This is a genomic window from Pseudomonas sp. KCJK9016 (assembly GCF_046231795.1).
Lineage (GTDB): Bacteria > Pseudomonadota > Gammaproteobacteria > Pseudomonadales > Pseudomonadaceae > Aquipseudomonas > Aquipseudomonas bananamidigenes.
Window position 1 is genome coordinate 21486 of record NZ_JBJJMM010000028.1, and the last position, 24264, is coordinate 45749.

Genomic DNA, 24264 nt, shown 5'->3' on the forward strand with positions numbered 1-24264 from the left:
CGGGTCTACTCCTTGAGCTGCTCGTATTCAGGGTGGGCCTTGAGGCATTTCAGCGCGATGTCATCGCCCGCCTCGACCGAGACCAGGCTCTTGATCACGGGAATCGTGCGACCGTCCGGAAGGATCACCGTGCGCGAGGTGTAGAGGGTGTCGCGAAAAGTGAGCGACGAGGCGGCCGAGATCGGCTGGATAACAGCGGCAGAATCCTGAGTGGTTGAATCGTCTTGAGGTTTGGCCATGATTGCTCCGGACATGAAAAAGCCCGCACTGGGCGGGCCGGATTGAAAAGATTCGCTAGTGCTTGTGGTGGTTGCTGTTGCCGGTGGTGTCCAGGATCGCGCCGTCGCTGGTGATGTCCCCGGTGACGTGCAGCGGCCCGTCGACATTGACCGGCCCTTTGATATTTACCTTCCCTTCGAGATCGATCGTTCCCGACTTAACCGTGACGGCGTTGTCGGTCACTTCGGCCAGGGTCGCCCCGACCTTGATGGTGACCGTTCCGGTGGGCAGGGTGATGCTGTAAATGCTGTCCAGCCAGTCGTAGACCAAGCGCCCACCATCCTCGAAATGCCAGACTTCGACATGTTCGCGGTTGTCCGGCGGCGCGCCGCCGTTGCCGTACAGGCCAGGAATGAACGTGCCTTGTGCCACGTCGCCGCTGGCACTGATCAGGGTGCCCTGCTCGTTCAGGCTGGGCGCCCGCCAGTGCCGCGCCTTGCCAGCGGCAACGCTGTGCCAGCGCACCCAGCCGCTGACCCACTCGCCGTCCGAGACACGGCAGGCCGGTGGTGAAGAGGTAAGGTCGACTGCGACTACATAGCAGTCCTTTACCAGGCCGGCGAGCATGCGGTCGTGCTGTGCCGCGACGTAACTGGCACTCATGGCACGTCCTCAGGACGGAATGGACCGTCGCCCGGTTCGATGTTCAGCATCAGAGTGCCCGGTGGCTGATCCGGCCAAGGCCATTCGGCGTCGCCGAGGTAGATCTGCTGTGTCCACTCCACGACCCAGACGGTGTAGCCGTCCAACTCGGGTTTGGTCCAATCCGGCATGGCCTGCACGAACTCGGCCGGTTCGACCGCCACCCCCCAGCTCTGCATACGCAGTAACGCGCCAAGATGACCGGCCAGAAACACCGCCTGGTGATGGTGATCAGGCTGAATCGGATCGGTGATCACCCGCGCCTCGAACTTGCAGGCCAAACCGGTTTCACCCGTTCCCCGGTCAAGGCCCGGCTCCATCTCGGCCAGCTCGATCAGCACCGCCGGCAGTGGTAAGCGATCCAGGTCGTTCGGCCACATGGCCACGGCCTGCAGACCCGGGAAGTGATCCTGAATACGCCGCTCAATGGCGTGATACAACTGCTCAAGACTGAACGGCTCGTCGACTTGATCGGTCACGTCATTTCCCCCTCAGGTGCTTCTGCAGCTCAAAGTTGAGTTCCTGCTGCAGGACGTGCAGCAACTGTTCGTCGGCCTTGCGGATCCAGCTTTCGAAATGTGGCCGCGCCTGCTCCAGCGAGACCTTGGCTTTCGCCAACGGAAAACGGCTACCGTGTTCGGCGATCCAACCCGAACTGGCCCCGCCTGCCCCGCTGACATCGCTGTCGGGGTAGTCACTGGCGTCGAAATGCTTGCTGGCTGTACGGATCCAGACGTCCGCGCTGTTGCCGTAGACCTTCTTGAAGAACGCACCCTGAAAGCGTCGACCGGCCACCGACACACCGGACCGACTCTGCCGAGGACGACCGATGCGGCTGGCTTCCATGGCGTTGAGGCCGAACCAGAGTTTGCCGCTGTTGGCTCCCCCGCTGACCGGGTAAGCCCGCAGGCGCTGCCGCACTGCTGCTACGGCGATACGTTCCTGACGGCCGACAGCGCGGGCGATGTGTGTGGCGAGCCAACGCAGGGTTTTGTTGATGGCTCGGCGCTGAGCAGCGGCGGCAGCCTTGGGCACCAGGGCGGCGAAATCCTGAAAGGCTTTCAGGTCTGCCGCCGAGGTCTGCAGGGAGATCATCCCGCCGCCGGCCGAGGGCTTGAAGTAGCTGCCGACACTCATGGTCGCTTCCTCAGAATCAAGGCGACCAGACCGTCACCGGTTGGCTCAAGCTGCAGCAGGTCGTAATCTCCACCACCGTCGAGCTCCGGTACGTCCACGCTTACCAGCAGCCCCTTGCTCAAACCATCGGCGTCAGCGACACGGACCTCGAAGCGCGGCTCACGAATGGCGGTGTTCATCCGACCTATCCGCGGTTGCAACCAGGGCGCCGAGAACATGCCCAGCACCGGTTCGCTGCGCCCCTCGATCCGCGCGCTGTCGCCCAGTGTTTCGAAAACAATGTCGTCGACATCGGCCATCAGCTCGCGAATGCCCATGACTACATTTCCAACAGAATCTGTGCCAACGGCCGGGTGCACATGTGCAGCGGGTTGGACTGCGCTTCACCGGCCATGCCCTTGTTGAATGGCAGGGGTTCGATTTTGCTGTAGTACGGCACGCCTTCGGTGTTAACCGTTTCCATGTAATCGGCAGGAGCAAACACCGAGATATACAGGTCCGGTACGCCCTCAGGAATCAGCAGCGCTTTGTCGTCATGTACAAAGGTCACCCCGGCGATCTTGCCGCGATAGCGTTCCCAGGTGATGCCACCGTAGTCGAAGCTTTCACGCGCATCACCACGCAACGAGGCCGCCTGCTGCGTGTTGAGATAAGTCGCCTTCACCTCCTTGAGTTTCAGCATTGCGTTCCAAAAATTCTTGCCACAAAAAGCGCGCGAACCACTGCGGGTAACGCTCCCAAGAGCGTCTTCCTGCAAATCCAGGGCGTCACCACACTTGATACGGAAGTCTTCGTCCGAGCCACCAAAGCCCATCGACAAGCTTTTGCGTTTCACACCGAAACGCTCATAAAGATCGAGCAGGACCGTTTTGCCGTCGGCGTCGTAAATCTTGCCGTTGAGTGCGCCCAGCCGCTGGAATTCATGGGTGACGTCCAGCTGGCGGCGCGCCTTGGCCAGACGTTTGTTGACCACGTCCTGCACCGACTGCAGCTCGGAGCGCGTACCGAAAGCGCGAATACCCTGGATCTCATCAGCCTTGATGGTGAAGCGTTCTGGCAGGTGCACGGTGTTGAACGGGATCAGGTTGCGCTTGCTGCCCGACACCACCAGACCTGAGGTGCCGCGCTCACCCGCGGGTACCAGAGCAAGCGTGTCGCCGTCTTTCTCGATCTGCACCGTCAGGGTGGTGATGCCTTCCTCCTGGAACAGACCAAGACTGCCAATGCGCCCGGGTACGTATTCCTGTTCATTGATGGCGGCGGTCAACGAGGACACCGAGAATGCCTCGTCGTTGAAGATTTGAATGTCAGCCATGAAGCAGTCTCCAGAAAACAAAAAACCCGCACAGGGCGGGCTGAAAATTTGAAGGTGTTCGCCTTACCGGACGATCACGTTATGGGCAGCCAGCGCTTTCTCGGCGGCCAGATCCAGACCGGTCAAATGCGCTTCGCTGACCTCTGCCAGCCGCACCACGGCGCGCCCGCGACGGACAATGTCGGACATGCTCAGCGGGCCGAAGAGAATCGCCTGCGCGTTCTCGCTGCCGTCTTCAGCGGTCGGGTTGTACGGGGCGAATTCGCCGGTGGCGGTGACCAGACCCAGGATCTGACCAGGCTCCAGCGCCGGGCCGGCGGCGACGTTGATTGCTTCGCGGGAAATGGTGCCAGCGCCCTCGGACAGCAGGAATTCGCCGGCGTGCATCGGTTCACGTTGAATGTTCATGCAGTAGCTCCAGTAAGTGAGGTTCGTTTGCCGGTCTGCGCCGCTTGGCGTGCAGACCAGATCGAGGGCTGGTCGATTTGCTTGGCCTGCACTTTCGGCGGAGGGTCATCGGCTAGCGGCAGGCTGTTGTCGATCTCGAAGCCTTTGCCGCTGCCTACCAGTTTTTCGAACAGGCGGGCACGTACCGCTGTGGCATCCAGGCCGGCTGAGACATACTCGGCACTGAACTCCGGTAACCGCGCGGCGACGCACAGGTCGTTGATGGCTTTGGCTTGGGTCAGCGCCGCCTGCACCACCGCTTCGCTTTCCAGCTTGGTGACTGCGAGCAGCGGCTCGATCAGGTTGCTGATGCCCGCTGCCGTGCAACGCTGACTGATCAGCACCGCCAGTTGCGCAGCATTGGACGCCGGCGCCGGTGGATCATCTGCAATCGGCGGCACCGGCTCCGGTATTGGCTTAGGTTCCGGTTCGGGCTCCGTGGGTTCATCGAGTTGGGCCAGCAGCTCAACTGGGACGTGTTGAAAGCGCTGCAACACGGCGCCCTGCCCCAGGCACGCTTTGACCTTGACGCCATCGCCGACCTCGTCAGCAAGTCCCAGTGCCACTGCCTCATTCGCAGTCAACCAGGTCTCGGCCGCAACCAGGCGGCGCAGTTCGGTTTCATCGATGTCAGGAGCCTTGGCCTTGTAGGCCGCGATGATGGCTTCCATGGTCTGGTCCAACACATCGGCGACCTTGCGAAAGCTCTCGGCGTCGCCGGCGGCGTAGGTCCACGGGTTGTGGATCATCAACATCGCGTTGGACGCAATGACCACACGGTGCGCCCCGCACACCGCAACGCTGGCTGCGCTAGCGGCCAGTGCATCGACCCGGCCGGTACAACGCTCGCCCAACCGCGACAACGCGTTGTGCATAGCCAGACCGTCGAACAGATCGCCGCCGACACTGTTGAAGGCGGCGACCACCGGCGACACGCCGTCGTCCATCGCCCGTAGATCCTGGACGAACTGATTGGCAGTGATGCCCCAGGTACCGATTTCGCCGTAGACGAACACTTCAATGGTGCGCTGTTCGGCTTCGCCGTTGGCCTGCATGGCGTACCAGCTTTTATCCGAGACCTGCACGCGCTCGCCAGCCTTGTTGTAAATACGCGGTCGCGCTTGTTTGCTCATGATTGCTCCTTGTCGTCGAGCGACTCGATGACGTCGAGGGTGTTGTAGTTGAGGCCCAGGCGCACGGCCCGGGCAAGATCAGCGGCGTTTTCTGCATCAACCGTTTCGGCGTCGTAGCCGGTGCGCAGCACCATCTCGCTGCGCGAGGCGAAACCGGCTTTCACTTCCATCGTGCGCGCCTGCACATCCTGCACCGGTTGGATGTAGGCCCAGCCCTGCGGTACCCAGCGGGTGCGCAGATATTCGCGTCGACGTTGGGCGTAATCCTCCAGCACCAGCGCACCGGACAGCACCGCCATGTCCATCCACGCGGCTCGGACCGGACGACACAGCTGATGCACGTAAACGCTGAACTGCAGCTGCTCCAGCCGACGGCGAAACTCGTTGAGCACAACGCGCAACGCGCGGTCGTTTATCTCGCGCATGTCGCCGGTGAGGATCTCGTAGGGTGTGCCGGTACCGGCAGCAGCGGCCATCAGTTGCTGTCGCATGAAATCCGGGTAGTTGTTACCGGCGTCCGGTGGTTTGGAGAACTCCACCTCTTCGCCCGGCCCGAGTTCCTGCATGGTGCCGGGCTCGAGCGCGACCATTGGCGTAAAGCCGTCGCGGTCGGTCATCAGCGGCTGACCGGTAACCGGGTCGCGCGGCATGGGACCGGACTCCGGCGGCGGTCGGGTGATGAAGCCTGCGAACAGGTTGGCCACCTCTTGGCGAAACAGCACAGCGTCGTCGTAGTTGTCGAGGCTGCGCAGGCGCTTGAGCACCGGCGACAAGCGCGGCACGCCCCGCAACTGCCCAGGCTCAAGTGGCTCGAAGATGTGCAGCACCTGGGTGGCGGGTACCCGCACAAGCTGGTTGTAGCCAGAATGCAATGCCGAGGGATCGCCCGGGTGCGAGCGGTACATCCAGTACGCCACGCGCTTGCCCACCGGATTGAACTCGATGCCGGCACGGATCACGTTACCGTCGCGAGTGGTTTCAAATTTGTCGTGCGGCACAAACTCCGGTACGAGCAACTGCAATTGCAGCGGTACCGCATGACCATCGTCCAGACTGCGTGGCCGCAACCGAATGAAGCATTCGCCGGAGGTTTCGACCGTGCGCGCTGCGAGCGCCTGCTGGCCGTAGAAGTCGGTGAGGTCATCGGCGTCCGATTCATCGACCCAGTCTTCCCACAGTTCCTGCAATCGCTTGCGCAACGCGTCGTCATCCGTCCTCGGCCGCGGGTTGATGCCGGTGCCGATCAGGTTACTGACGCGCTTTTCAATAACGTTGAAAGCATAAGGGTCGTTGCGCACTGCGGCCCGCGAACGTGAACGCAGATTGCGCAGAGCCGGCGTGTTGATAGTGTTCAAGCCATTGTCGGGCGCATCCCAGCCAGCAGAACGACGGCCCTCCCCGGCGCCTTCGTAACTGGCCTTGATATTCGACGGCAGCAAGAATCCGTTACGGGTCAGCGTCGGATAACGAGCCATTAAAGTCCTTTGCCTCCGTGATAAAGCCGGACCACGCGTGAACGCGGCCCGGCAGCGTTGAGCAACGAGGTGCGAATTTCTTCACGCGCCTGCAGAAGCTCGTTGATCGTGCGGTACTCGACCGTGCGGTCGCCAAAGCGAACGGTTTTTTCACCGCGCGCGATGGCCTTCTCGATCACGTCGAGGTGCTGTTGGGTAAAGGACATATCAGCGTCTCTTCAGATAACCGCTGGTAGAGCTGCGGCGTTGTGATGGCGATGCAGCAGGTCGCGCAGGTGCGACAGATGCAGCCGGTGTTGGTGGTGACAACTGGGCTTGCCGGACAGCAGCCGGCGGCGCTGTTTCGGCTGTTTGGGCTTGTTCAACGAGCTCGGCCGGGACCGGTTTGGCCGGCGCATCGTCGAATAACCCTGACTGCGCCAGCGCCTGACGCACTCGATCCCAATCGTGCTCCTGGTAACGGTTGATGCCGAGGTAATGGGCCATGGCCAAGCAGTACACGATCAGATCGAGGGCTTCGTTGCGTTCGGCTTTACCCTTGATCCACTCGATGCGCTTGTGACCGCGCACGTAACGCACGACTTTGCGTTCGGCCACGCACTGAGCGAAGAATTCGTCCGGTAAGTCGTTGGCAAAGTGCAGAGAGCCTGGCCCGTCCGGGAACGGATAGCGGTTGTAGATCCAGTCCTTGGCCGTGTCAGTCCCGACGAACCACAACTCGGCACCGTTACGTTCGGTCTGGCCTTTCCAGGTCACATCGACCAGTGATGGACGCTGCGCGATGACCGGTCTCCCGGGCTTACTCGCGCCTTTAATGGCAAAGACGTTGCGCCAGCGACGAACTCGGCAGAACTGGTAAACCTCATCGGTGTGGTGACCGCCGGAGTCGACGCCAACGGCAAGGATGCCTAAGCCAACACCGCAAGGATGCCGGTAGCGAACCTTGAGTTTTTCGTCCAGCACCGACCAGGTGCGCTCATCGGCTGGATCGCCCCAGATGACCTGGTGATCCACAATCCAGCGCTCCATGCCAACACCAAAACCCATCACCATCATTTCTAGGCGGTTGGCCTGTACGTCGACGGCGCCGGTCAGCATCAGTACACCGGCCGGCATCGTGCCGAGGGTATAGGCCTCCTGCCGCGCACGGGCCATTAGCACTTCCGCCTTGGTTTGTTCGAGCGCGCTGTCCCAGACCTTGGCCAACCGGGTGTTGTAGAACACCTGCATCAGGCTGGTATCGCCTTGAGCCTGAGCTTTTTTCGCGTCTTCAAACTCGATGGCAAGCGAGGTCCAGTCCATCCAGCCGGTCGGTGAGTACAAGGCGCTGAGATGAAATCCCACCGTCTTGCCGTCGCCGCTAGCGTGCGCACGCCACTCGCCCCGGGCGAGCATGTCGCTCTTATGGTGCTCCTCGATCAGAACGTCACAGTCCAACCCGGACGCCGCGCACTTGTAATGCACTACGCTGAAATCGTCCGAGTACAGCAGGTTTTCCCACTCCAGCACCTGCATGTGCCCACAGTGCGGACAAGGCACGTAGTAGTGGCGCTGATCGCTGGACTCGAACAGATCGGCAATCCGCGAGGCGCCTTTGATCGTCGGTGAACTGGAAAAGTAGATCTTGGCATTGCGGCCGAAGTTGGTCGCGCGCGTCTCTGCAAGCTTGATCGGATCACCTTCTTGGCCGACGTCGTTTTCCCAGCGGTCGACTTCGTCCCCGTAGATGTAGCGTGCCGACAGCTCCGACAGGTTGGCCGCAGAACCGGCGGTAGTGACGTAAAGCGAGCCACCCTCGAATTCCTTGGTGTCCATCGTGTTGCGCGCGTCTCGCGAGCGAGTGGCCGCGACCCGCTCGCGCAATACAGGAGTGGCTTGAATGGTCTTGCTAATCCGCCCCGATACCCGTTTGGACAGGCCGAGACTGGGCAGTAGCGCCAGGATGTTCGAAGGGGCCATATGGATCAGGCCGCCCATCCAGTTCAGAGCAATCTGCGTTTTCATCAACTGCGAGGCCACCATGGTAACCACGCGCCTGCAAGGATGAGCCGGCGACAGGCAGCGCATTGGCTCGCGGGCATAAGGTGTCCGTGAAGTGCGGTACTGGCCGGGCTCGGGGGCACCGGTGTCACGCGGGATCCGCATGTAATCGTCAGCCCATTCGTCGATCCAGAGATCGGGGTCGGGCCGCAGGCCACGAAAGTAATTCTCACGGTACACCTTTGCACCGTCAGAAAATTCCGTGTGCATAGGTTCAGTTCACTGTTAAGGCATGATCAAGGTCCGCTGATGAAAGCCGCTCGGCTTCCTCCAGCGTTCGACGGATTGTCGCGGTGAGGTGTTTTTCGATCTGCCAGGGATCGGTCATGGCCGCCAAGTCGTAGGACAGCTGAGGTAGCGGTCCGAACAACTGGTCGCGTAGCAATCGGCCCGCGTCGTAGGCGCCGGTCTCGACGGCCTCCCTAGACACCAGCGAACCTTGCGCTTTGCCCAGCTCGATCTCGGCCAGTTTGGCCATGTTGTGCTCCCGCAGAGCGCGGGACTTCTGATAATCGGGGTGTTTGCCGTCGCTCGGCATCAGCTGCGGCGGCGCAGCCGTGGAAGTAGGCTCCGCAAGGGGCGACAGATGGTTGTAAACGTCACGCTGAATCCGATCTTGCTGATGCCGGTCAGCGACAGCGGTCTTGCTGGGGTCGCTGGTTTTATCGAGCAGTGCCTCAGTGGCTTCCAGGTCGATCTTGCCGTTCTCGGTGAGGACCAGCCGATCTTGGCTGGCCAATTTTGAAACATAGGATTTGGCCCAACCACGCCGGGCCGCAAACTCCGTTTTGCTGATGATTGTCATGGTTAATTCTCCAGTTCACCCCACGAGTTCACCTGTTCACCTCAGTTCACTAAGCTGGTGAACCGTCCGCTAACACAGTCCCGCGGGTTTCCGACCCCGTACCCCCCGAAATTCGCCAGGGTCCCCGGCGGTTTTCGGCGCCCCAGATCGGTGCATCACCCCTGCTCGCCCCCGGCTGGCGGGACTTCGCAGACGCCCAACCGCTTGGCAGCCCAGCGTTCGTACAACCCGATGGCCACATCGGCACCGGCCATTGCCGTCAGGCAACCCAAGGCGCCCGCTGTCCAGAGCGTCATGCCAGCTGCGATCATCAGCATCATCGCCGACACCCCGCAGACAATGCAGGCCCCGGACCGAAGCGCGAGGCGGCGCAACAATGCCCAGCCCCGCGCCCCATCCTTGTCGGCCCGCCACATCTCCCCCGATACGCCGCCGACCAGGGCCAGGACGATCACTAACCAGATCGGCATCTCTGCCAGCGCTTGTTGCTCGTTTGTCATCGCCAACCCCTAAACGCAAAAACCCGGCGCAATGGCCGGGTTTGGTGGTGTGGTGCCTGCCGCTCTCTGCGGTCGCACCTATCGAAGATGACTACTTTTTACAGGTCGATTCCGGTGGCAGCAACCCCGGTTTAACGCCACCCGGCGAATATGTGGGTAACACCGGGTGAACGCCTAGCGAATGTCGGCGAATATCCCACCCCGGCATTCTGCTGTTTCGGCGGTGTCCCATCTGTCCCACCATTCGGAATCGAAGTAGGACGCCTGAGAGCGCCTAAATTCGGGGCTTCGCCCCACTGTCCTACTTTGATTTCTCCTTTCTCGTGTAAAGGAAGAGTCTTAAAGAACACGCGTGCGCGCGAAACGCGCGTATTGCTGCCCGCTACGCTTACATGGGCGGGAGGCACTTTGTAGCGGGACGGTGGGACAGCCCAACAACGACAAGGCCCGCACCTGTCCCACTGCATCAAAACGCAGCGGGACAAGACGGGCCAGTGGGACAGCAACAGCCGGACGAATGCCTGGGGTCACGCAGCAATCCCCATCATCACCCCGAAGATCTGCAGGTGTGCGTCATGCAGACGCTGGTAGTACGTATCGCGGCCGCAACCGCAGTGTGCGTAACGCGAGCGCATATCAACATCGAGCATGCAGTAATGCTCCCGCACAACCGTCACCAGCTCGGGCGCCAGATGCTTGGTCACGATCAGCTCGATGTCGAGAGAACTCTCCAGCGGCGCACGAAAGGCCCGCCGTCCACGGATCAGTTGCCCATTGCTCTCCATCATCATGGCAACCATGTTCCCCCCAGCAAGCCCCCCTTTCGAATGTTCGGAATGCAGCTCCTGCGCCCACAACCGAAGCAGCGAATCGATCTCCTTAATCAAAGCAAGGCTCCTCAATCGGTTCCCGCTTCAACGCCGAAGCACCGCCCCACCCTGCAGGTTTCTTGTAAGCCCAGGGCCGCTGACCACTCTTCACCAGCGGCGGCATCCGAACACGCCGCCATCCCAACCGATGCATGATCGCGCCGACGCGCATCTGCTCAGGCTTACCCCAATGCCCGAAGTCCAACTTCAACGCACTGCTTAGCACTTCGCTGCCGGTGGTGGTCTCGCCGATCTGCGACTCTTCCAGCCAAGTCAGAATCGGCCCTTCCCATTCGTCCACCACAAAGCGCTCGTCCTGCTCCTCGCCGAACATCGCCGCCTCATCCAGCGTCACCCACCAGAGGTCGCCTGCGTCGTAACAGAACACCGCCTCAGCCCACAGCTGATCGCGGATCGAGCGCAACAGCTCCAGATCCACCTTCGTACACGCCACCGGCCAATAACGCCGGTTACCAGTCGCGTCTTTGAGGTATTCGTCCTGGTTAGTTGTCCCCACGAACACACACTGACGCGGCACGTCCATCGTCCGACGGCCGTAACTCTCACGGTAGGTATCGGTGGACGCCGAAAAAAACTGCTTGGCCTTGGTACTCTCGGCCTTGTTGAAGCTGTCCAACTCGCCCAGCTCGACGATCCACTTGCCCCGGATCGCCTGAAAGCCGTCCTTGTCGCCGAGGGCGAACGGCGTATCCATGAACCACTCGCCACCGAGAATGCTCATCGCCGTCGACTTACCGGCGCCCTGCGCCCCCTCAAGGATCATCACCGAATCAGCCTTGCAGCCCGGCTTCATCACCCGGGCCACCGCCGACAACATCCAGCGCTTACCCACCTTGGACGAGTAATCGGTGGCCTTCACGCCCATGACATCCGTGAGCCAGCTTTCCAGGCGCGGCACGCGATCCCACTCAAGCTTGCGCAGGTACTGCCGCACCGGATGAAACGCATGGTCATGCGCAACCACACTCACCGCCTCGATCACATGCGACGCCTTGACCCGCAAGTTGTACTGCTGCGCGAGCCACTTCATCACCCGCACATCATCGATGTCCGCCCAATCGCCCGTGCCGCCGCCGTACGGCGCCGCACGCAGCTTCACGATCTTCGAACTGAACGCGCTGTAACTGATCACCCCGGCCCAACGTTCATCGTTGGCCAGGATCAACTCGACATTCTGCATGTGCGCGATCAGCGCGCCGCTTTCGCTCCGAGCCAACATGTCTTTCCAGCCACCAGCGGCCGGCGGCTTGACCACCGCCAGCACCTGACGGCGCACAGCCTCCAAACCTTCGGCAACATGCAGGTCGTTGAAGTCGGTCCACTTGATCTCCCGCTCACCGGAAAAGATCGGCGCAACCACCTGGCCACCGACGATCAGCGCCGTATTGTTGGCCTTCTCTTCACCAGGGTTCCAGGCATCACCGTTAGGCTTCGTGGTCTTCCAGTCATCGTCCCGGCAAATGATCAGCGGGCAGCCGGCGAAGCGCTCACGCATTGCCTTGCACACCACCAGCAAATTGCCGGCGTCAAATGCGATGGCCACGGTCAGCGACGTCGCCATATGCAGGCTTGCGCCCGTGGCATAGCCCTCACACACCAACACCGGCTCACCGGGATCCGGATGCGGACCGATCAGGTGAAAAGCACCCTCCTTCGACATCCCATAGGGCCAATACGTCTTGTCGCGGCCGGTGTCTTCCTGCTTGGTTGGAAAAACCACCTGCAGGCCGACAATCTCGTCACGCACGTTGCACATCGGCACCAGGAACGCACCGGTTCGCGGCGCATACCGAACACCGATACCGACGATCTGCTTACGATCCAGATAGTCGCTACGGCCCTTCTCCGGCATGCGCTTGAACATGCCCGCCGCTCGCTTGGCTGCACGACGTGCCGCACTGGCCGCAATCTCTGCAGCGCGGCGCTTGGCCTCCTCCTGTCGAGCGCGCATAACCTCACGCTCTTCCGGCGACATCCGCCCGGCCTTGACCTTGATCTTCTGCGACTCACCCGAACGCCAGTCACCAAACGCGCCGAAAATCAGCGTCTCACCCTTCTCGGTGCGATGCTCGTGGGCGATGTACCAGCCGTTCTTTTCCTTGCCCTTGTCCTGCGCCGTTTTGCACCGAGTGAGCTTACCGAATACCAATGGCTGCGCGGGCTCAAGCCCGTAATCGGCGAATTGCCCCAGTACCTCATCCAGCATGGCGAGCCCCCTTCAGTTCCTCGAGAGAAAGGCATCCCACGCATTGTGTGCAGCCGGGCGACGCTAAACGACGGGCCTCCGAGATCGGGTCATCACACGTTTCACAGTACAGAAACGAATGCGCCGCCAAAGCGGGCTTGGCGGCGTTGCGTGCAGCGAGCGCTTGATCGATACGCTCTTGCACCAGGTCATTAGCGAAGTCAGCGATGTCAGCCACGATCAACACCCCGCGTCGTCTGGTTGACATACGTGGCGCGGTTGAACATCCCCAGCAAGCCCTGAATCCCACGAAACACCTGCAGGCGAATCGCGGCAAGTTCCTCATCAGTAACGACACCGTCACCAATGCTCTTGGCCCAGGTGTCCGCCAGATCCGCCACCTTGCGGAAGTATTCCGCGATACCGGTGGTCAACGTCTCGGGCATGTCATTGGTGTACGCCTCGGCCAGCTCCTGCCAGGTCGTGTCACCGACCAGCGCATGCACCGCATCCAGAATGCGGCGATCCTTGGTCAACTCCAGAATCTCGCCGAACTCCTGAATGTTCACCGTGTGGCTTGGATGGGTTGGGGAAAGCTTGTGTTGCAGCGTGGTCGCATTTCGGCCGGTGGTGGCGGCGATAGCAGCGGCGCCGCCGGGGTAGTCCCGTGCAGCATGGTAAAGCGCAAGATCGAGCGGCAAAACTTCCCGCTGCGCCCGGTCTAGAGAGCTCAGAATGATACGGCTCATGGCATTAATCCTTGTAAGTTGCCAGTGCCGCGCGGCGTGCAGTGGTGATACATTTGCCGCGTGGCTTGAAGAGGCCCAAACGCCGGCTAGATCTTCGGGATCGATACCGGCACCGTGCCGGGGCGAGCAATCCGTTGCTCACCCTTGGCGCAACAGCTGCCTAATCTGTGGTGGAAAAGGCAGCAACACCAAGGCTTCCGAGCCTTGGAAAAGCGCGATAAAGAGAGGTGGTTGCATGTGGTGTGCCCGCCTACCTTTATCGCGACCCGACAGCGCTGTGGTGGTGCGTGCCGGGAGGAACTGGGCGACCCTAAGGGCCGCCTTTTTTCTTGCTACGCTGCGGCTTTATGAGGTGCCGATGCGTTCAACAGCCAAGATGCTTGGAATACATTGCCTTTCTGCTCTGCCGCAGTCGCTAACAGCTTTGCGTATTTGGTTTCACCTGTGTAATCCGTTCGCGGCAAGCACGCAGCCTGACGCCATTTGTTCAACGCCTGATAGCTTCTATTGCATACCTTCGCGGCGGCCCCGATGCCGCCTACGGCTTCAAACGCAAATGCAATCGCGCTCGGAAAATCTGCGGGGTCCAACATGACAACCTCCACTTATCAACTTTCGGTTGATGTTATAGATCAACTGACTATTGCGCAACCTTTATGAGACTCTCAACCAATGGTTGATAAAAATTCTCTCCGCGCAGCTTTCAGCGAGCGCCTACATGAAGCCCTCGACGACGCCGGCGTACGCACCCGGGGTCGTGGAGTGGATATCCATCGTCAGTTGAAAAGCGTGGGCGTTGATAAAACCACTCAGGCCGTTAGTAAATGGTTGAACGGGGAAGCTATTGCTGAGGCGGACAGCATGTCAGCGCTCTGTGAATGGCTAAAGGTTCGCAGGGAATGGCTGGAGTATGGTGTGCTACCCAAAGAACAAAAGGGCGATAGCAACGTTCACCAAATGGCAATTAGCGAAGCGAGTAACATTACAAATGTAAGTCAACATTTTGGAAAAATACCCATAATTTCTTGGGTCCAAGCTGGTGCTTGGTGCGAGGCGGTATCAAACCTGGAAGATTATGATTCCGCTTCGTGGTTATCCTGCCCCGTTCCTATAAGTAAGAATGGTTATGCTCTTAGGGTACAAGGCGACTCTATGACCAATCCAGGCCCCGGTCGAAGCTATCCAACTGGATGTATAATTTTCGTGGATCCTGAGGCTGAAACTAAGACTGGTGATCGTGTGATTGCGAGAGTGCCTCGCACAAATGAAGCAACATTTAAAATTTTGGTAGAAGATGCAGGTCGGCAATTCCTTAGGCCAATAAACCCGCAATATCCGATAATCGAAATAACAGAAGAAACCCATATATGCGGAAAAGTAGTCGGCTCATTTATCCCTGAATAAGCCGACTACTTTGACCAGTCAACCTGCTGACATCGCAAAGCGCTCAACTCTTGCTTTAATTCCTGCATAAGTAGCTTTACGAATTCCATCATCTAGCAACGTTTTCATCATAGACATGATTGCTATCCTGGCTTCGGGCTCTTTCGTACTGACAAGCTCGTCCCCCAAAGACTGCACTTGCAAACATATTTGATCATCATCCCATTCACAGTCTGCATACTTTAGCACGAACCTTAAAAGCCCACAGATTTCCACTAAATGGACGCCATGGCGAGTTTTTGGCAAATAAAAGCCTGCCTCTTCTATAATATTTACATGATCAAAATACGAGTGATAGTGAGGGTGGCAAAAAAGATAATCGTCAGCAGCATCAGGAAATGTCACACGTTTCTGATTTTTTAGAACCCTTTTATTCAACTTGATTAAATTACAATCTTTACAGCTAACACATAAATTCCTCGGTTCAAACATGAACTGCGGATGAGTATCCTTCGGAATAATGTGCTCAGCGTCCCACGAACCGTTGTGCTCCACTTCTATTTTTTGCTGACAATATGGGCACCTATAGTTCTGTGCGATCTTGTAATGATCCTTGATGAACTTCTTTACATCCTCCATATCACCATCATCTGTGGAGTCCCAAAGCTTTCCTTTTTTTGAACTTAAAGGTAGCTTATTAAAGCTTTCGACTTTCTCTTTCAATTTCCCAACGTAAACCACAGGCATTAAAAAGCATTCAGGAGGCGGGACTTTAGCCATTTTTTCTTGCCTCCAACGCCCCATCTAATAGAGTCAACAGGTCTCTAACCGGGTCATCCTCTTCAAGAATCTCCTTAAGCTTAAGCAGATCTTCCAATGCTGCTATCCGCTCCTCGGACAAAGATCGCCCAGCCCCCAAAGTAGTCAACGCGTTCAGTATCTCTCTTGTTAAATATTCATTTTTAAAACCCGGGGCCCCAAAAATTCTTGCCAACTGGAAGTCAGCGGATCTGTTATTTAGATCCTTAGCATCGATAGTTCTACCAGTTTGGATATCCAGCACAAAACAGTTATCATCCGCAAGTTTAGATATGATTTGAGGTGAGTGTGTAGCGATAATAAAATGACATCCTTTAAAACCACTAAAAGTCTTCATCAACAACTTTATGTAACGCTCTTGCCACTCAGGATGAAGGCAAATCTCCGGCTCATCAATACAAACTAGAGAACCATCTTTAATATTTGCAGCGAGCCCCATAAGCGCCATTAAGACGCATTGCTCACCCGAACTCGCATCCGTGATGGTAAAACCATCCTCTACGTCTTTCTTTTTCAATGTCACATCACGAAGTCGCAACAACCCCATATCCAACAGCACATTGAAATGTCTAGTTAGTATTTTTCCGGAAATAGCATCCACTGCTCCTGCACCACTAATCACCGCATCAATTCGCGGGCGACCAAAATTACTCAAGAAATCCCGCAATGCACTTCTCAGATTATATATATCCTCCTCACTGGTTATGCTGTCGAGAAGGCCTCTAATTCTGCGCCCGTGAATACCTATGATATTCGTGGCATTGCCTAAAAAATTATTTATAAAGTCCGTAGGATTATGTGCAGATATGAAGCCCGTCATGAAATCTCTTGGCACATCCAGCATAAACCGCGCAACGATAAACTCTTGATACCCTAAGTAATCTAGCACCTCCATCACAGTGCCTACACGTTCCCTATCGCTACTTAGCGCCTTGATTAAAAAGCCGAGAGTACGACTCATGAAAGCAAGACTTAGATTTGAACTTCCCAACCCCCTTAAGCCCTGATAGAAATAATAGTTATCATGAGTAAGCTCATAGCCAACTTTACTATAAGGTATAGGGAACTTATCAAAAGGACTTGTTGACGAAGCAATTATATTTTTTGGGCGACTTCCTATTAAATCGCTCAAACTGGAAATTTCTTTTAATTCCCTTTCTCTGCGAGGCTCATTCACCTCCGCAAAAGAGTTAACTAGCTCTCTTAAAAAGCGACTTTTACCAGACCCATTGCGCCCTACAATTGTTGTGAAAATATTGCCTTCTTGGTCAACAGTACGCGTATGAAAATGGAGTCTTTGGCCACGATAAATGCAGCTCTCGAGCATGCTAATGTCCCTATTGTAATAAAAAAAAATAGAAGCTATACCAGATCCGACGTTATTGGCAATTAGCCATTACTCTGAAAATGTCCTCGTGCCCATTTTCTCTAAGGGAGATAAGAGGGGGTTGACTAATATCAACTATCAGTTGATATTTACCTCACTCTTCCACCACAGAGCGAGGCAAAACCATGCACACCACAGCAACCCTACACGTCCACCCGGCCGCTGCTGCCCCCTCCCGAATCTTCGAAATCCGTCGCTTGGCCCGCGAGAGCGGCTGCTCGTTTGTCACCAGCAAACCGAAGCAGCAACCTCGCACCGCCCCCACCCCATTCGATCCGAATGGCGGAGGGCATGCAGCATGATCAAGTACAAAATCGACAACCGCACCCTGCAATTGCTCAACGCCCAGGTCAACCTGACCGAGACCTTTAACCACGTTCTCCGGACAGCCCCCAAGCGTGAATGCCTGGCGTTCCGTCTCAAGGTCGAACGAGGCACGACCGAGAGTACCTTCGTCGTCGAGCTGGGCAGCGAACGCCACACGCTGACCCTGCAGAACGACAAGAAAACGCACCTCAAGCTGGCCGACTTTATCGAAGAGATTGCCAACGGCCCGTTCGATGCAAGCAACACCAGCGACCTAGTGCACCGCCCGCACGCCAGCCGTGAATATGGCCGCTTCGAGGTCTCCGACAAGCAACGCGTGTTCGAGCTGGTACGCACCGGCGGCGTGCTGAGCCTCGACATGGGTTTCGATTTCCCCTTGCAAGTCGCGGTGCATCGCACGCAATCGCGCTCAGGTGTCACCACCATCCTGAGCATCGGCAACAAAAGCCCGCACACCCGCTGCTTCACCACCTACGGCACCGAAGTCGAGATCTACGGCAAGGTCACCGAGTCCATCAACCACCTCGCTGCAGCGGCCACCCCAGCCGCGCACGCGGCATGAGGAGGACGCCATGGAACGCAACCTCGCCCAAGCCGCAACCCAACTCGGCCTCACCCGGCCAAAGCTCATCGCTCGCATGCGGGAGAAAGGCCTGCTGAACGAGAGGAACCTACCGGCCTACCCCAACCGCGACCGCGATTACCTGCGCATCAAGGACGGCCAGTGGTACCACGACCAACTCGGCATGCAGTACAGCCAGTCGACCAGGGTGAAACAGCCCGGCATCCGCTGGCTAGCCGAACAGTTGGGCATCGACCTACCTGCCATACCGGCAGACAACCGTGACGTGGCCTAGGGAATACGCCCGCCAGATCATCGCCATGCGGACACGAGAGGAGCGCAACGCCGCGCTCCTCGAAGTGCCCGAACATCTGCGCGAGCTGACCAGAACCCACTGCCTGAACGCCTGGAATCACCCGGCCAGAAAACAACGCAAGGAGGCCCAACAAAGCCATGAGTAACACAGCACAAAACCCGCTGCGCCTACACCCGGCACCGGAGTCAGCCACCGTCGAGCTGCTCTTTCGCACCTTCGGCGACGTCCTGATCCCGCTAGACAGAGTTCGCGAACGCTACTTTCGCAACCTCAACGAGCAATCGTTCGCGGCCGAAATCAGCAGTGGCCGCATCCAGCTCCCCATCACAACGCTGGACACCAGCCGCAAAGCGCCGAAGTACGCCCACATCCGCCACGTCGCCTCCCTGATCGACATCCGCGCCTACAAGGCCGACGAAGACATGCAGCGACAGCAGGACGACACCACCGAGTAACAACCACAACCGAGCGGCTGCCACCACCAGCCAATGACATCACCAGGAGCACACCACATGACTGCAATTCAAATCTACGCGCTGATAGCAATCGTCCTAATGACCGCCGGCATTTACTGGCTCGCCTACCGGAACGGATTCAGCAACGGCCTTACCGAGGGTTATGCAGAAGGCTACAGCGAAGGCATAGCCGTTCAGAGCGCTGACAAATCTGAAGAGATCCGCAACCTCACGCTATCGCTCAAGCAGGTTCAAAACAAACACGAGCAACTCTACGACTTCTACAAACGCGCCGTAGAGGCCTCACAGCTTGGAGAACCTGCACGCACCACCCTGCTGGAGATTGCCGAGAAACTGCGGATCGCAGCCGACACGTTCGCCGCCTTCCGCACGGGTAAAAAACTCGAACGCGAAACCAGAGCCTTGCGCAACCAAGCGCTGGCCATGGCAAAACTTCTGCAGGTTACAAATGAGGGAGAGGCCGCATGAACGGCACACTGTCTTACTTCGGACCGACTCATTATCGAATCTCAGAGCAAGGCGGCGAGCAATCTTACGTACGAGCTCGATTATCGACCGCGTTGCTCTGCGACAGCACGCGCGTCGACACTCAAGAAATAAAAGGTCTCTGCTGCGCAGCAGCAGGCATTAGTGCTTTTCCTCAAGCCGCTACCGAGGCACTTCCCCCCCAAGAAAAGCTGCGCCGGGCAGCGACACCCAATGCAACGCTGACCGCTCAGCAACGCCCGCCCGCGCAGCTTGCCGAGGGGTATACGCCCGTTGATGACGATGCAGACTCATCGCTGCCGACCTACCACCTGGACAAGATTCCAGAAGACAAGATGGCCGAGTTGGTTGGTACCACCCGCCGGGCGTTACAAGGTAAGCGCGCCAGAGGCGTTATCCCAAAAGGTGTTTGGAACACCATCGACAGCCGCATTTACTACAGCATCAGGAGATACGAGGCATGGCTAGAAAGCCAATGGGATTGCCCACCGGAGTTGAATTTGCTGGACAGTCCGTCCGCATTCGCTTCACCTGGAACGGGCAACGCCGTTGCGAAACCCTCCCCTATCCCCAAACGCCGAAGGGGATTAAGGCTGCCGCCGACCTACGCGCTAACGTAACCAGCCTGATCAAGCATGGCGTATTGGATGATCAGCGCTACGCCGAACTGTTCCCCAACTCCACCTATGCCAACTACTCGGCGACTCCCCTTTTCGGGGAGTATGCCCAGGAGTGGCTCGACAGCAGAGAGATCGTGGCCGGGACGCGCAAGAACTACCTCGGCTCGCTCAATCTGTACTGGATGCCATATCTGGCAATGCTCCCCATCGACAGCATCACATCGGTGATGCTGCGCAAGGTAGTAGCCAATACCGAATGGCCGACACCGGGCGTGAAGCGCGCGGCGATCCAGCGTCTGACCACGGTGTTCGGTACGGCAGTGAAAGACGGTCTGATCACCCGTAACCCGGTGGAGTCTATTGAGCTGCCGGTGAAGACCAAGAAACCCATCGATCCCTTCACCGTGGGTGAGGCCAACCAGATTATCGATCACCTATATAAGACGCTGACCCATTCGATGCGGATCTACGCGGCGTACTTTGAGTTCGCCTTCTACACCGGCATGCGCCCCAGTGAGATCGCGGCGCTGCGCTGGGAAGAGGTCGATAAGGAAAAGCGACTGGTCAACGTGTGTCGGATCGTCGCGGACTATAAGATCGAGGAGCGCACCAAAACCCGGAACGTGCGCCAGGTCATGCTCAACAGCCGAGCGCTGCACGCCCTTGAGCAAGCCGAGCTGGAGGCGCAACAACGCGCTTCGCAGAGCCGCCGCAAACGCGCCGAATCGCCCTATGTATTCCCGCCGACGAAGAACTTTGAGTTCATTCAACAATCGAGTGTGACCGACAAACACTTCCAGGCTGCGCTGACCGAATTGGGCATTCGCTCACGGCGACAATATAACTGCCGCCACACCTACGCTACCGCATGCCTCATGGCGGGGATGAACCCTGCATTTATTGCCAATCAGCTAGGTCATAGCATTCAGATGCTGCTATCGACATACGCCCGATGGATCAACTCTCAAACAGACTGGGGAGAAATCATGAAACTTGAAAAAAATTTGATTGACCGCCAGATTGCTCGGTAAGAAACCGGAGTCTTCGAAAAACACATAAATTTTTTCTTATTTATCAATATGTTAGAGATTGTGCCAACCGGCTAAAACGTCACAGACGCTCATCCAGACTACCTCAAAGGAGCTGAAATTTTTGGGTTCCTCCCAATACCAATGCATAACAGATACACTGTTACAACATTGCCACCACGCTGAAAATTCGGGCCAACCACTGGACTCGATATAAAATATCAATCAACGCAGTGTCTCTTTTAAGGTACATTTGTGATGTACGAAGTGGAACACGTACTGTCTGCCAACGGAGTGGATATTTACCAAGCTTGGCTCGACACCGTTCGAGACATGCGATTTAAAGCAAGAATCACCACCAGAGTGGACCGAGCTTCCCTCGGGCACTTTGGCGACACCGAGCCGGTAGGTGATGGGGTCTTCGAAATGAAGTTGAATTTTGGCCCTGGATTTCGCGTCTATTACGCAATTCAGGAACAAAAGGTGGTCTTCCTATTGGGCGGAGGCTCAAAGGATAGACAGCAAAACGACATCGATCAGGCCAAGGCTCTCTGGAACTCTTTTAAGGTGAAAAGAAAATGACAACTCGCACTCGTTCTCATGAAGACAGCGTTCTCGAAATGCTAAGAGACGATGAAGCATTTGCCATCGAATATCTTTCCGTCGCGCTTGAAGAAATCGACGAAATCGGTGGAGAGGATGCTTTCCTCGTTGCCATTCGCCGCCTTGTAGAAGCTAGGGGCGGCATGGTCAGCCTTTCTCAGAGCACCGGCCTAGCCCGGGGCAATCTCTACAGATCTATCGCTGTAGGTGGAGATCCAAAGCTCTCAACCATTCTCAAAGTGCTTCAAGCACTAGGCGTGGGAATGTCCAAGGTTGTATCACATCGAGCGGAAGAAGCTTGCGCCTGATATTGATGGCAAAAAGCTGCCCTAGCCAAGTGCTAGGGCTTTTTTTTGGAGTAACAAATCTAGATTTGGCCGTACCTGCAAACCTTCAAGAATGTGAGCAGCTTCTTTATACAAGAAAAGTAAAATGAACAGAGGGCTACTCGAATAAGCCACCCCTTCCAAAATCAACCATAAAAGAAAAAGGCCGCGGAGAAAAATCCGCGGCCTTTTGTTTAGCGCTTACTATCAGGAGTCGTATGGGTTGGAACCCACGTGCTTCCTGGCTTGCTGGTGGGAGGTAACGGCTTGCCGTCAGGCACCGCCGCGTAGTTATCCCTCAAGCCACCACGAGGGCCTTGCTCTTGAAAAATACCGCCTTGTTTTCCGGTGTTTTGACCGGGTTTTTTACCGTCTGCCATGGAGGTTCTCCTAATTGGCAATGATGCCTAAAAGGAGCTACAGACACTGAGACACATCACTACGTTTGCGTTGAAACGCAAGCGCATATAGAATCAATAAACCTGTAGCTTCTTGTTGGCTATGGTTTCTGATTTGGGAAGGTCTGGAAAATCGTCCCCAAAGTCAGCCTAGAAGTCCCGTGTGCGAAAGCATTCGGGACTTTTTTATGGCGTCAAAAAAGACTCCATCAAAACGCCGCCCCCTACATCTAGGTCCGGCGAGAAGATAATAACCATCTCTTTTAAGAGAAATCAACTCCTTTTTTATGCACAATCATCTGTGGATAAGTCTGTGGACAAGATGTGGCCACCAGTTAAGGTGAAAATCTCCAAGGGCAATAAACAAAAGGGATTGCCATGTAATTTGCCCACCGGAAATTGATGGCAATTCGCCACTAATACTTATACACAAATATGTTGTGTTGCGAGGCTGGATCCAAAGGATAAACCACTATATGTAGTGTTTGCCCTTCAAGAGCGGAATTACCTCAAATCTGCAAAGGTCAATTTTACGACTCCAGCGCACGCTTTACGAAGCCTGCCAAAACAAACCTGAGAGCAATGCTGCCGTCCAGACCGTGCAATCTAAGTTAATGGTGCTAACAAATAAGGGATCCGCACCCACCGGCAATACAACTGCCGACACACTTACGCTACCATGTGCCTCATGGCGGGTATGAACCCTGCGTTTATTGCCACTCAGCTCGGTCATAGCGTTCAGATGTTGCTATCGACCTACGCCCGATGGATCAACTCCAGCACCGACTGGGGTGAACTCGGAAAGCTCGAAAACAGCTTGATTGGTACAAAATTGGTACAGACAGAAACAGTACCCCTCTGAAACCCTTATGGAATCAGCCTCTGTGACACTGGAACAGAATTACACCGCGATTCTCGGCCAACTGGGCGAGGACGTGTCCCGCGAGGGCCTGCTCGACACGCCGAAGCGTGCCGCCAAAGCCATGCAGTACCTCTGCCGCGGTTATGAACAGACGCTCGAAGAGGTCACCAACGGTGCCCTGTTCAGCTCCGACAACAGCGAAATGGTGCTGGTCAAGGACATCGAGCTCTACTCGTTGTGCGAACACCACCTGCTGCCGTTCATCGGCAAGGCCCATGTCGCATATATCCCGAGCGGCAAAGTGCTGGGCCTGTCGAAGGTCGCGCGGATCGTCGACATGTACGCCCGCCGCCTGCAGATCCAGGAAAACCTCAGTCGCCAGATCGCCGATGCGGTCCAGCAGGTCACCGGCGCGCTGGGCGTGGCCGTGGTGATCGAGGCCAAGCACATGTGCATGATGATGCGCGGTGTGGAGAAGCAGAATTCGTCGATGATCACTTCGGTGATGCTCGGTGAGTTCCGTGAAAACGCGGCGACCCGCAGCGAGTTTCTCAGCCTGATCAAGTAACCTGCGACACAAAAAAACCGGCGCTGATCGCCGGTTTTTTTTCGTCCGTGAAAAATCGGGTAAGCTGCGCGCCTTCTTCAATGTCCCTGTGAGGCTTGTAACGTGTTCGTCAAAGCGCTTCGTGTCGGCCTCGGCCAACTGATCATCTTCGTTGACTTCCTGACCCGACCAGGCAAGAAGCAACGCCCTGCCGCGGCCCAGGCCCAAGTGGACGCCGCCGCGAAAGACCTGACCCTGTATCAGTTTCACGCCTGTCCGTTCTGCGTGAAGACCCGCCGCAGCCTGCGTCGCCTGAACGTTCCGGTGACCCTGAAGGATGCGAAGAACAACGAGCAGGATCGCCAGACCCTGCTGGAACAGGGCGGCAAGATCAAGGTGCCGTGCCTGCGCATCGAAGAGAACGGTCAGACCACCTGGATGTATGAATCCAACACCATCATCGAATATCTGAACAAGCGGTTCGCCGCCGTCTGAACCCAAAAAACCGGCCTGCGCGGCCGGTTTTT

Annotated in this window: 31 protein-coding genes and 1 pseudogene; 12 read left to right on the forward strand and 20 right to left on the reverse strand. The window is 57.1% G+C overall.

The window, feature by feature from the left end:
• Window positions 1-5 precede the first annotated feature (5 nt).
• The 18 genes from ACK6BI_RS23065 to ACK6BI_RS23150 form a co-directional block, all read right to left on the reverse strand.
• On the reverse strand, window positions 6-239 hold the full coding sequence (locus ACK6BI_RS23065) for a hypothetical protein (protein ID WP_409318873.1): 234 nt from the start codon (window positions 237-239) through the stop codon (window positions 6-8).
• Window positions 240-294: 55 nt separating this feature from the next.
• Window positions 295-882, reverse strand: coding sequence for a phage baseplate assembly protein V (locus ACK6BI_RS23070; protein WP_409318874.1), 588 nt, complete (start codon window positions 880-882; stop codon window positions 295-297).
• Window positions 879-1400, reverse strand: a complete 522-nt coding sequence (locus ACK6BI_RS23075; RefSeq protein ID WP_409318875.1) for a hypothetical protein — start codon at window positions 1398-1400, stop codon at window positions 879-881. The genes ACK6BI_RS23070 and ACK6BI_RS23075 overlap by 4 nt, the downstream gene beginning before the upstream one ends.
• A 1-nt stretch (window position 1401) precedes the next feature.
• Window positions 1402-2058, reverse strand: coding sequence for a hypothetical protein (locus ACK6BI_RS23080; protein ID WP_409318876.1), 657 nt, complete (start codon window positions 2056-2058; stop codon window positions 1402-1404).
• The gene (locus ACK6BI_RS23085) at window positions 2055-2375 is read right to left on the reverse strand and encodes a hypothetical protein (protein WP_103368794.1); all 321 of its coding nucleotides are present in this window, start codon (window positions 2373-2375) and stop codon (window positions 2055-2057) included. The genes ACK6BI_RS23080 and ACK6BI_RS23085 overlap by 4 nt, the downstream gene beginning before the upstream one ends.
• Before the next feature lie 2 nt (window positions 2376-2377).
• Window positions 2378-3373, reverse strand: coding sequence for a major capsid protein (locus ACK6BI_RS23090; RefSeq protein ID WP_409318877.1), 996 nt, complete (start codon window positions 3371-3373; stop codon window positions 2378-2380).
• 63 nt (window positions 3374-3436) lie between these two features.
• Entirely contained in the window at window positions 3437-3781 is a 345-nt protein-coding gene (locus ACK6BI_RS23095; RefSeq protein WP_409318878.1) for a head decoration protein, read from the reverse strand.
• Window positions 3778-4953 carry a head maturation protease, ClpP-related gene (locus ACK6BI_RS23100; RefSeq protein WP_409318879.1) on the reverse strand — a complete coding sequence of 392 codons (1176 nt, stop codon included), beginning with the start codon at window positions 4951-4953 and terminating at the stop codon, window positions 3778-3780. The genes ACK6BI_RS23095 and ACK6BI_RS23100 overlap by 4 nt, the downstream gene beginning before the upstream one ends.
• On the reverse strand, window positions 4950-6428 hold the full coding sequence (locus ACK6BI_RS23105; protein ID WP_409318880.1) for a phage portal protein: 1479 nt from the start codon (window positions 6426-6428) through the stop codon (window positions 4950-4952). Before ACK6BI_RS23105 ends, ACK6BI_RS23100 begins: the two co-directional genes overlap by 4 nt.
• Window positions 6428-6634 (reverse strand): phage head-tail joining protein, encoded by a 207-nt coding sequence (locus ACK6BI_RS23110; RefSeq protein WP_095139911.1) that lies wholly within the window; start codon window positions 6632-6634, stop codon window positions 6428-6430. Before ACK6BI_RS23110 ends, ACK6BI_RS23105 begins: the two co-directional genes overlap by 1 nt.
• Before the next feature lies 1 nt (window position 6635).
• Window positions 6636-8678, reverse strand: a complete 2043-nt coding sequence (locus ACK6BI_RS23115; RefSeq protein WP_409318881.1) for a phage terminase large subunit family protein — start codon at window positions 8676-8678, stop codon at window positions 6636-6638.
• 4 nt (window positions 8679-8682) lie between these two features.
• On the reverse strand, window positions 8683-9273 hold the full coding sequence (locus ACK6BI_RS23120) for a terminase small subunit (protein ID WP_409318882.1): 591 nt from the start codon (window positions 9271-9273) through the stop codon (window positions 8683-8685).
• Between the two features lie 155 nt (window positions 9274-9428).
• Window positions 9429-9773: a phage holin family protein gene (locus ACK6BI_RS23125; protein WP_119427028.1), complete on the reverse strand. Its 345-nt coding sequence runs from the start codon at window positions 9771-9773 to the stop codon at window positions 9429-9431.
• 527 nt (window positions 9774-10300) lie between these two features.
• Window positions 10301-10660 carry a hypothetical protein gene (locus ACK6BI_RS23130; RefSeq protein ID WP_236190972.1) on the reverse strand — a complete coding sequence of 120 codons (360 nt, stop codon included), beginning with the start codon at window positions 10658-10660 and terminating at the stop codon, window positions 10301-10303.
• Window positions 10653-12869: a VapE domain-containing protein gene (locus tag ACK6BI_RS23135; RefSeq protein ID WP_409318883.1), complete on the reverse strand. Its 2217-nt coding sequence runs from the start codon at window positions 12867-12869 to the stop codon at window positions 10653-10655. Before ACK6BI_RS23135 ends, ACK6BI_RS23130 begins: the two co-directional genes overlap by 8 nt.
• Window positions 12859-13086 (reverse strand): TraR/DksA family transcriptional regulator, encoded by a 228-nt coding sequence (locus ACK6BI_RS23140; protein WP_163974177.1) that lies wholly within the window; start codon window positions 13084-13086, stop codon window positions 12859-12861. Before ACK6BI_RS23140 ends, ACK6BI_RS23135 begins: the two co-directional genes overlap by 11 nt.
• Window positions 13079-13597 carry a phage regulatory CII family protein gene (locus ACK6BI_RS23145; protein ID WP_163974176.1) on the reverse strand — a complete coding sequence of 173 codons (519 nt, stop codon included), beginning with the start codon at window positions 13595-13597 and terminating at the stop codon, window positions 13079-13081. The genes ACK6BI_RS23140 and ACK6BI_RS23145 overlap by 8 nt, the downstream gene beginning before the upstream one ends.
• A 332-nt stretch (window positions 13598-13929) precedes the next feature.
• Entirely contained in the window at window positions 13930-14190 is a 261-nt protein-coding gene (locus ACK6BI_RS23150) for a hypothetical protein (RefSeq protein WP_409318884.1), read from the reverse strand.
• A 79-nt stretch (window positions 14191-14269) separates the two neighbouring features.
• Here ACK6BI_RS23150 and ACK6BI_RS23155 point away from each other — a divergent pair, with 79 nt between their 5' ends.
• Entirely contained in the window at window positions 14270-15001 is a 732-nt protein-coding gene (locus ACK6BI_RS23155; protein ID WP_409318885.1) for a LexA family protein, read from the forward strand.
• A gap of 18 nt (window positions 15002-15019) precedes the next feature.
• Here the strand turns inward: ACK6BI_RS23155 and ACK6BI_RS23160 are convergent, their stop codons facing one another.
• Both ACK6BI_RS23160 and ACK6BI_RS23165 read right to left on the reverse strand, forming a co-directional pair.
• Window positions 15020-15760, reverse strand: a complete 741-nt coding sequence (locus ACK6BI_RS23160) for an HNH endonuclease (RefSeq protein WP_409318886.1) — start codon at window positions 15758-15760, stop codon at window positions 15020-15022.
• Window positions 15753-17126, reverse strand: coding sequence for an AAA family ATPase (locus ACK6BI_RS23165; protein WP_409318887.1), 1374 nt, complete (start codon window positions 17124-17126; stop codon window positions 15753-15755). The genes ACK6BI_RS23160 and ACK6BI_RS23165 overlap by 8 nt, the downstream gene beginning before the upstream one ends.
• A gap of 358 nt (window positions 17127-17484) precedes the next feature.
• Between ACK6BI_RS23165 and ACK6BI_RS23170 the strand changes: the two genes are divergently transcribed.
• The 11 genes and pseudogenes from ACK6BI_RS23170 (at window position 17485) to ACK6BI_RS23220 (ending at window position 24232) form a co-directional block, all read left to right on the forward strand.
• On the forward strand, window positions 17485-18075 hold the full coding sequence (locus tag ACK6BI_RS23170) for a hypothetical protein (RefSeq protein ID WP_409318888.1): 591 nt from the start codon (window positions 17485-17487) through the stop codon (window positions 18073-18075).
• A gap of 10 nt (window positions 18076-18085) precedes the next feature.
• Window positions 18086-18370: a phage antirepressor KilAC domain-containing protein gene (locus ACK6BI_RS23175; protein ID WP_163974171.1), complete on the forward strand. Its 285-nt coding sequence runs from the start codon at window positions 18086-18088 to the stop codon at window positions 18368-18370.
• 158 nt (window positions 18371-18528) lie between these two features.
• Window positions 18529-18846 carry a pyocin activator PrtN family protein gene (locus ACK6BI_RS23180; protein WP_409318889.1) on the forward strand — a complete coding sequence of 106 codons (318 nt, stop codon included), beginning with the start codon at window positions 18529-18531 and terminating at the stop codon, window positions 18844-18846.
• A gap of 57 nt (window positions 18847-18903) precedes the next feature.
• The gene (locus ACK6BI_RS23185) at window positions 18904-19335 is read left to right on the forward strand and encodes a hypothetical protein (RefSeq protein ID WP_409318890.1); all 432 of its coding nucleotides are present in this window, start codon (window positions 18904-18906) and stop codon (window positions 19333-19335) included.
• On the forward strand, window positions 19332-19973 hold the full coding sequence (locus ACK6BI_RS23190) for a hypothetical protein (protein ID WP_409318891.1): 642 nt from the start codon (window positions 19332-19334) through the stop codon (window positions 19971-19973). Before ACK6BI_RS23185 ends, ACK6BI_RS23190 begins: the two co-directional genes overlap by 4 nt.
• On the forward strand, window positions 19874-21004 hold the full coding sequence (locus ACK6BI_RS23195; RefSeq protein WP_409318922.1) for a tyrosine-type recombinase/integrase: 1131 nt from the start codon (window positions 19874-19876) through the stop codon (window positions 21002-21004). The genes ACK6BI_RS23190 and ACK6BI_RS23195 overlap by 100 nt, the downstream gene beginning before the upstream one ends.
• A gap of 255 nt (window positions 21005-21259) precedes the next feature.
• Window positions 21260-21583: a type II toxin-antitoxin system RelE/ParE family toxin gene (locus ACK6BI_RS23200; protein ID WP_227234920.1), complete on the forward strand. Its 324-nt coding sequence runs from the start codon at window positions 21260-21262 to the stop codon at window positions 21581-21583.
• The gene (locus ACK6BI_RS23205; RefSeq protein WP_227234919.1) at window positions 21580-21912 is read left to right on the forward strand and encodes a DNA-binding protein; all 333 of its coding nucleotides are present in this window, start codon (window positions 21580-21582) and stop codon (window positions 21910-21912) included. The genes ACK6BI_RS23200 and ACK6BI_RS23205 overlap by 4 nt, the downstream gene beginning before the upstream one ends.
• 1047 nt (window positions 21913-22959) lie before the next feature.
• Window positions 22960-23190, forward strand: a pseudogene (locus ACK6BI_RS23210) (site-specific integrase); the annotation flags it as partial.
• Between the two features lie 22 nt (window positions 23191-23212).
• Window positions 23213-23758 (forward strand): GTP cyclohydrolase I FolE, encoded by a 546-nt coding sequence (gene folE, locus ACK6BI_RS23215; protein WP_010456659.1) that lies wholly within the window; start codon window positions 23213-23215, stop codon window positions 23756-23758.
• Between the two features lie 102 nt (window positions 23759-23860).
• The gene (locus ACK6BI_RS23220) at window positions 23861-24232 is read left to right on the forward strand and encodes a glutaredoxin family protein (RefSeq protein WP_409318892.1); all 372 of its coding nucleotides are present in this window, start codon (window positions 23861-23863) and stop codon (window positions 24230-24232) included.
• Window positions 24233-24264: the final 32 nt, after the last annotated feature.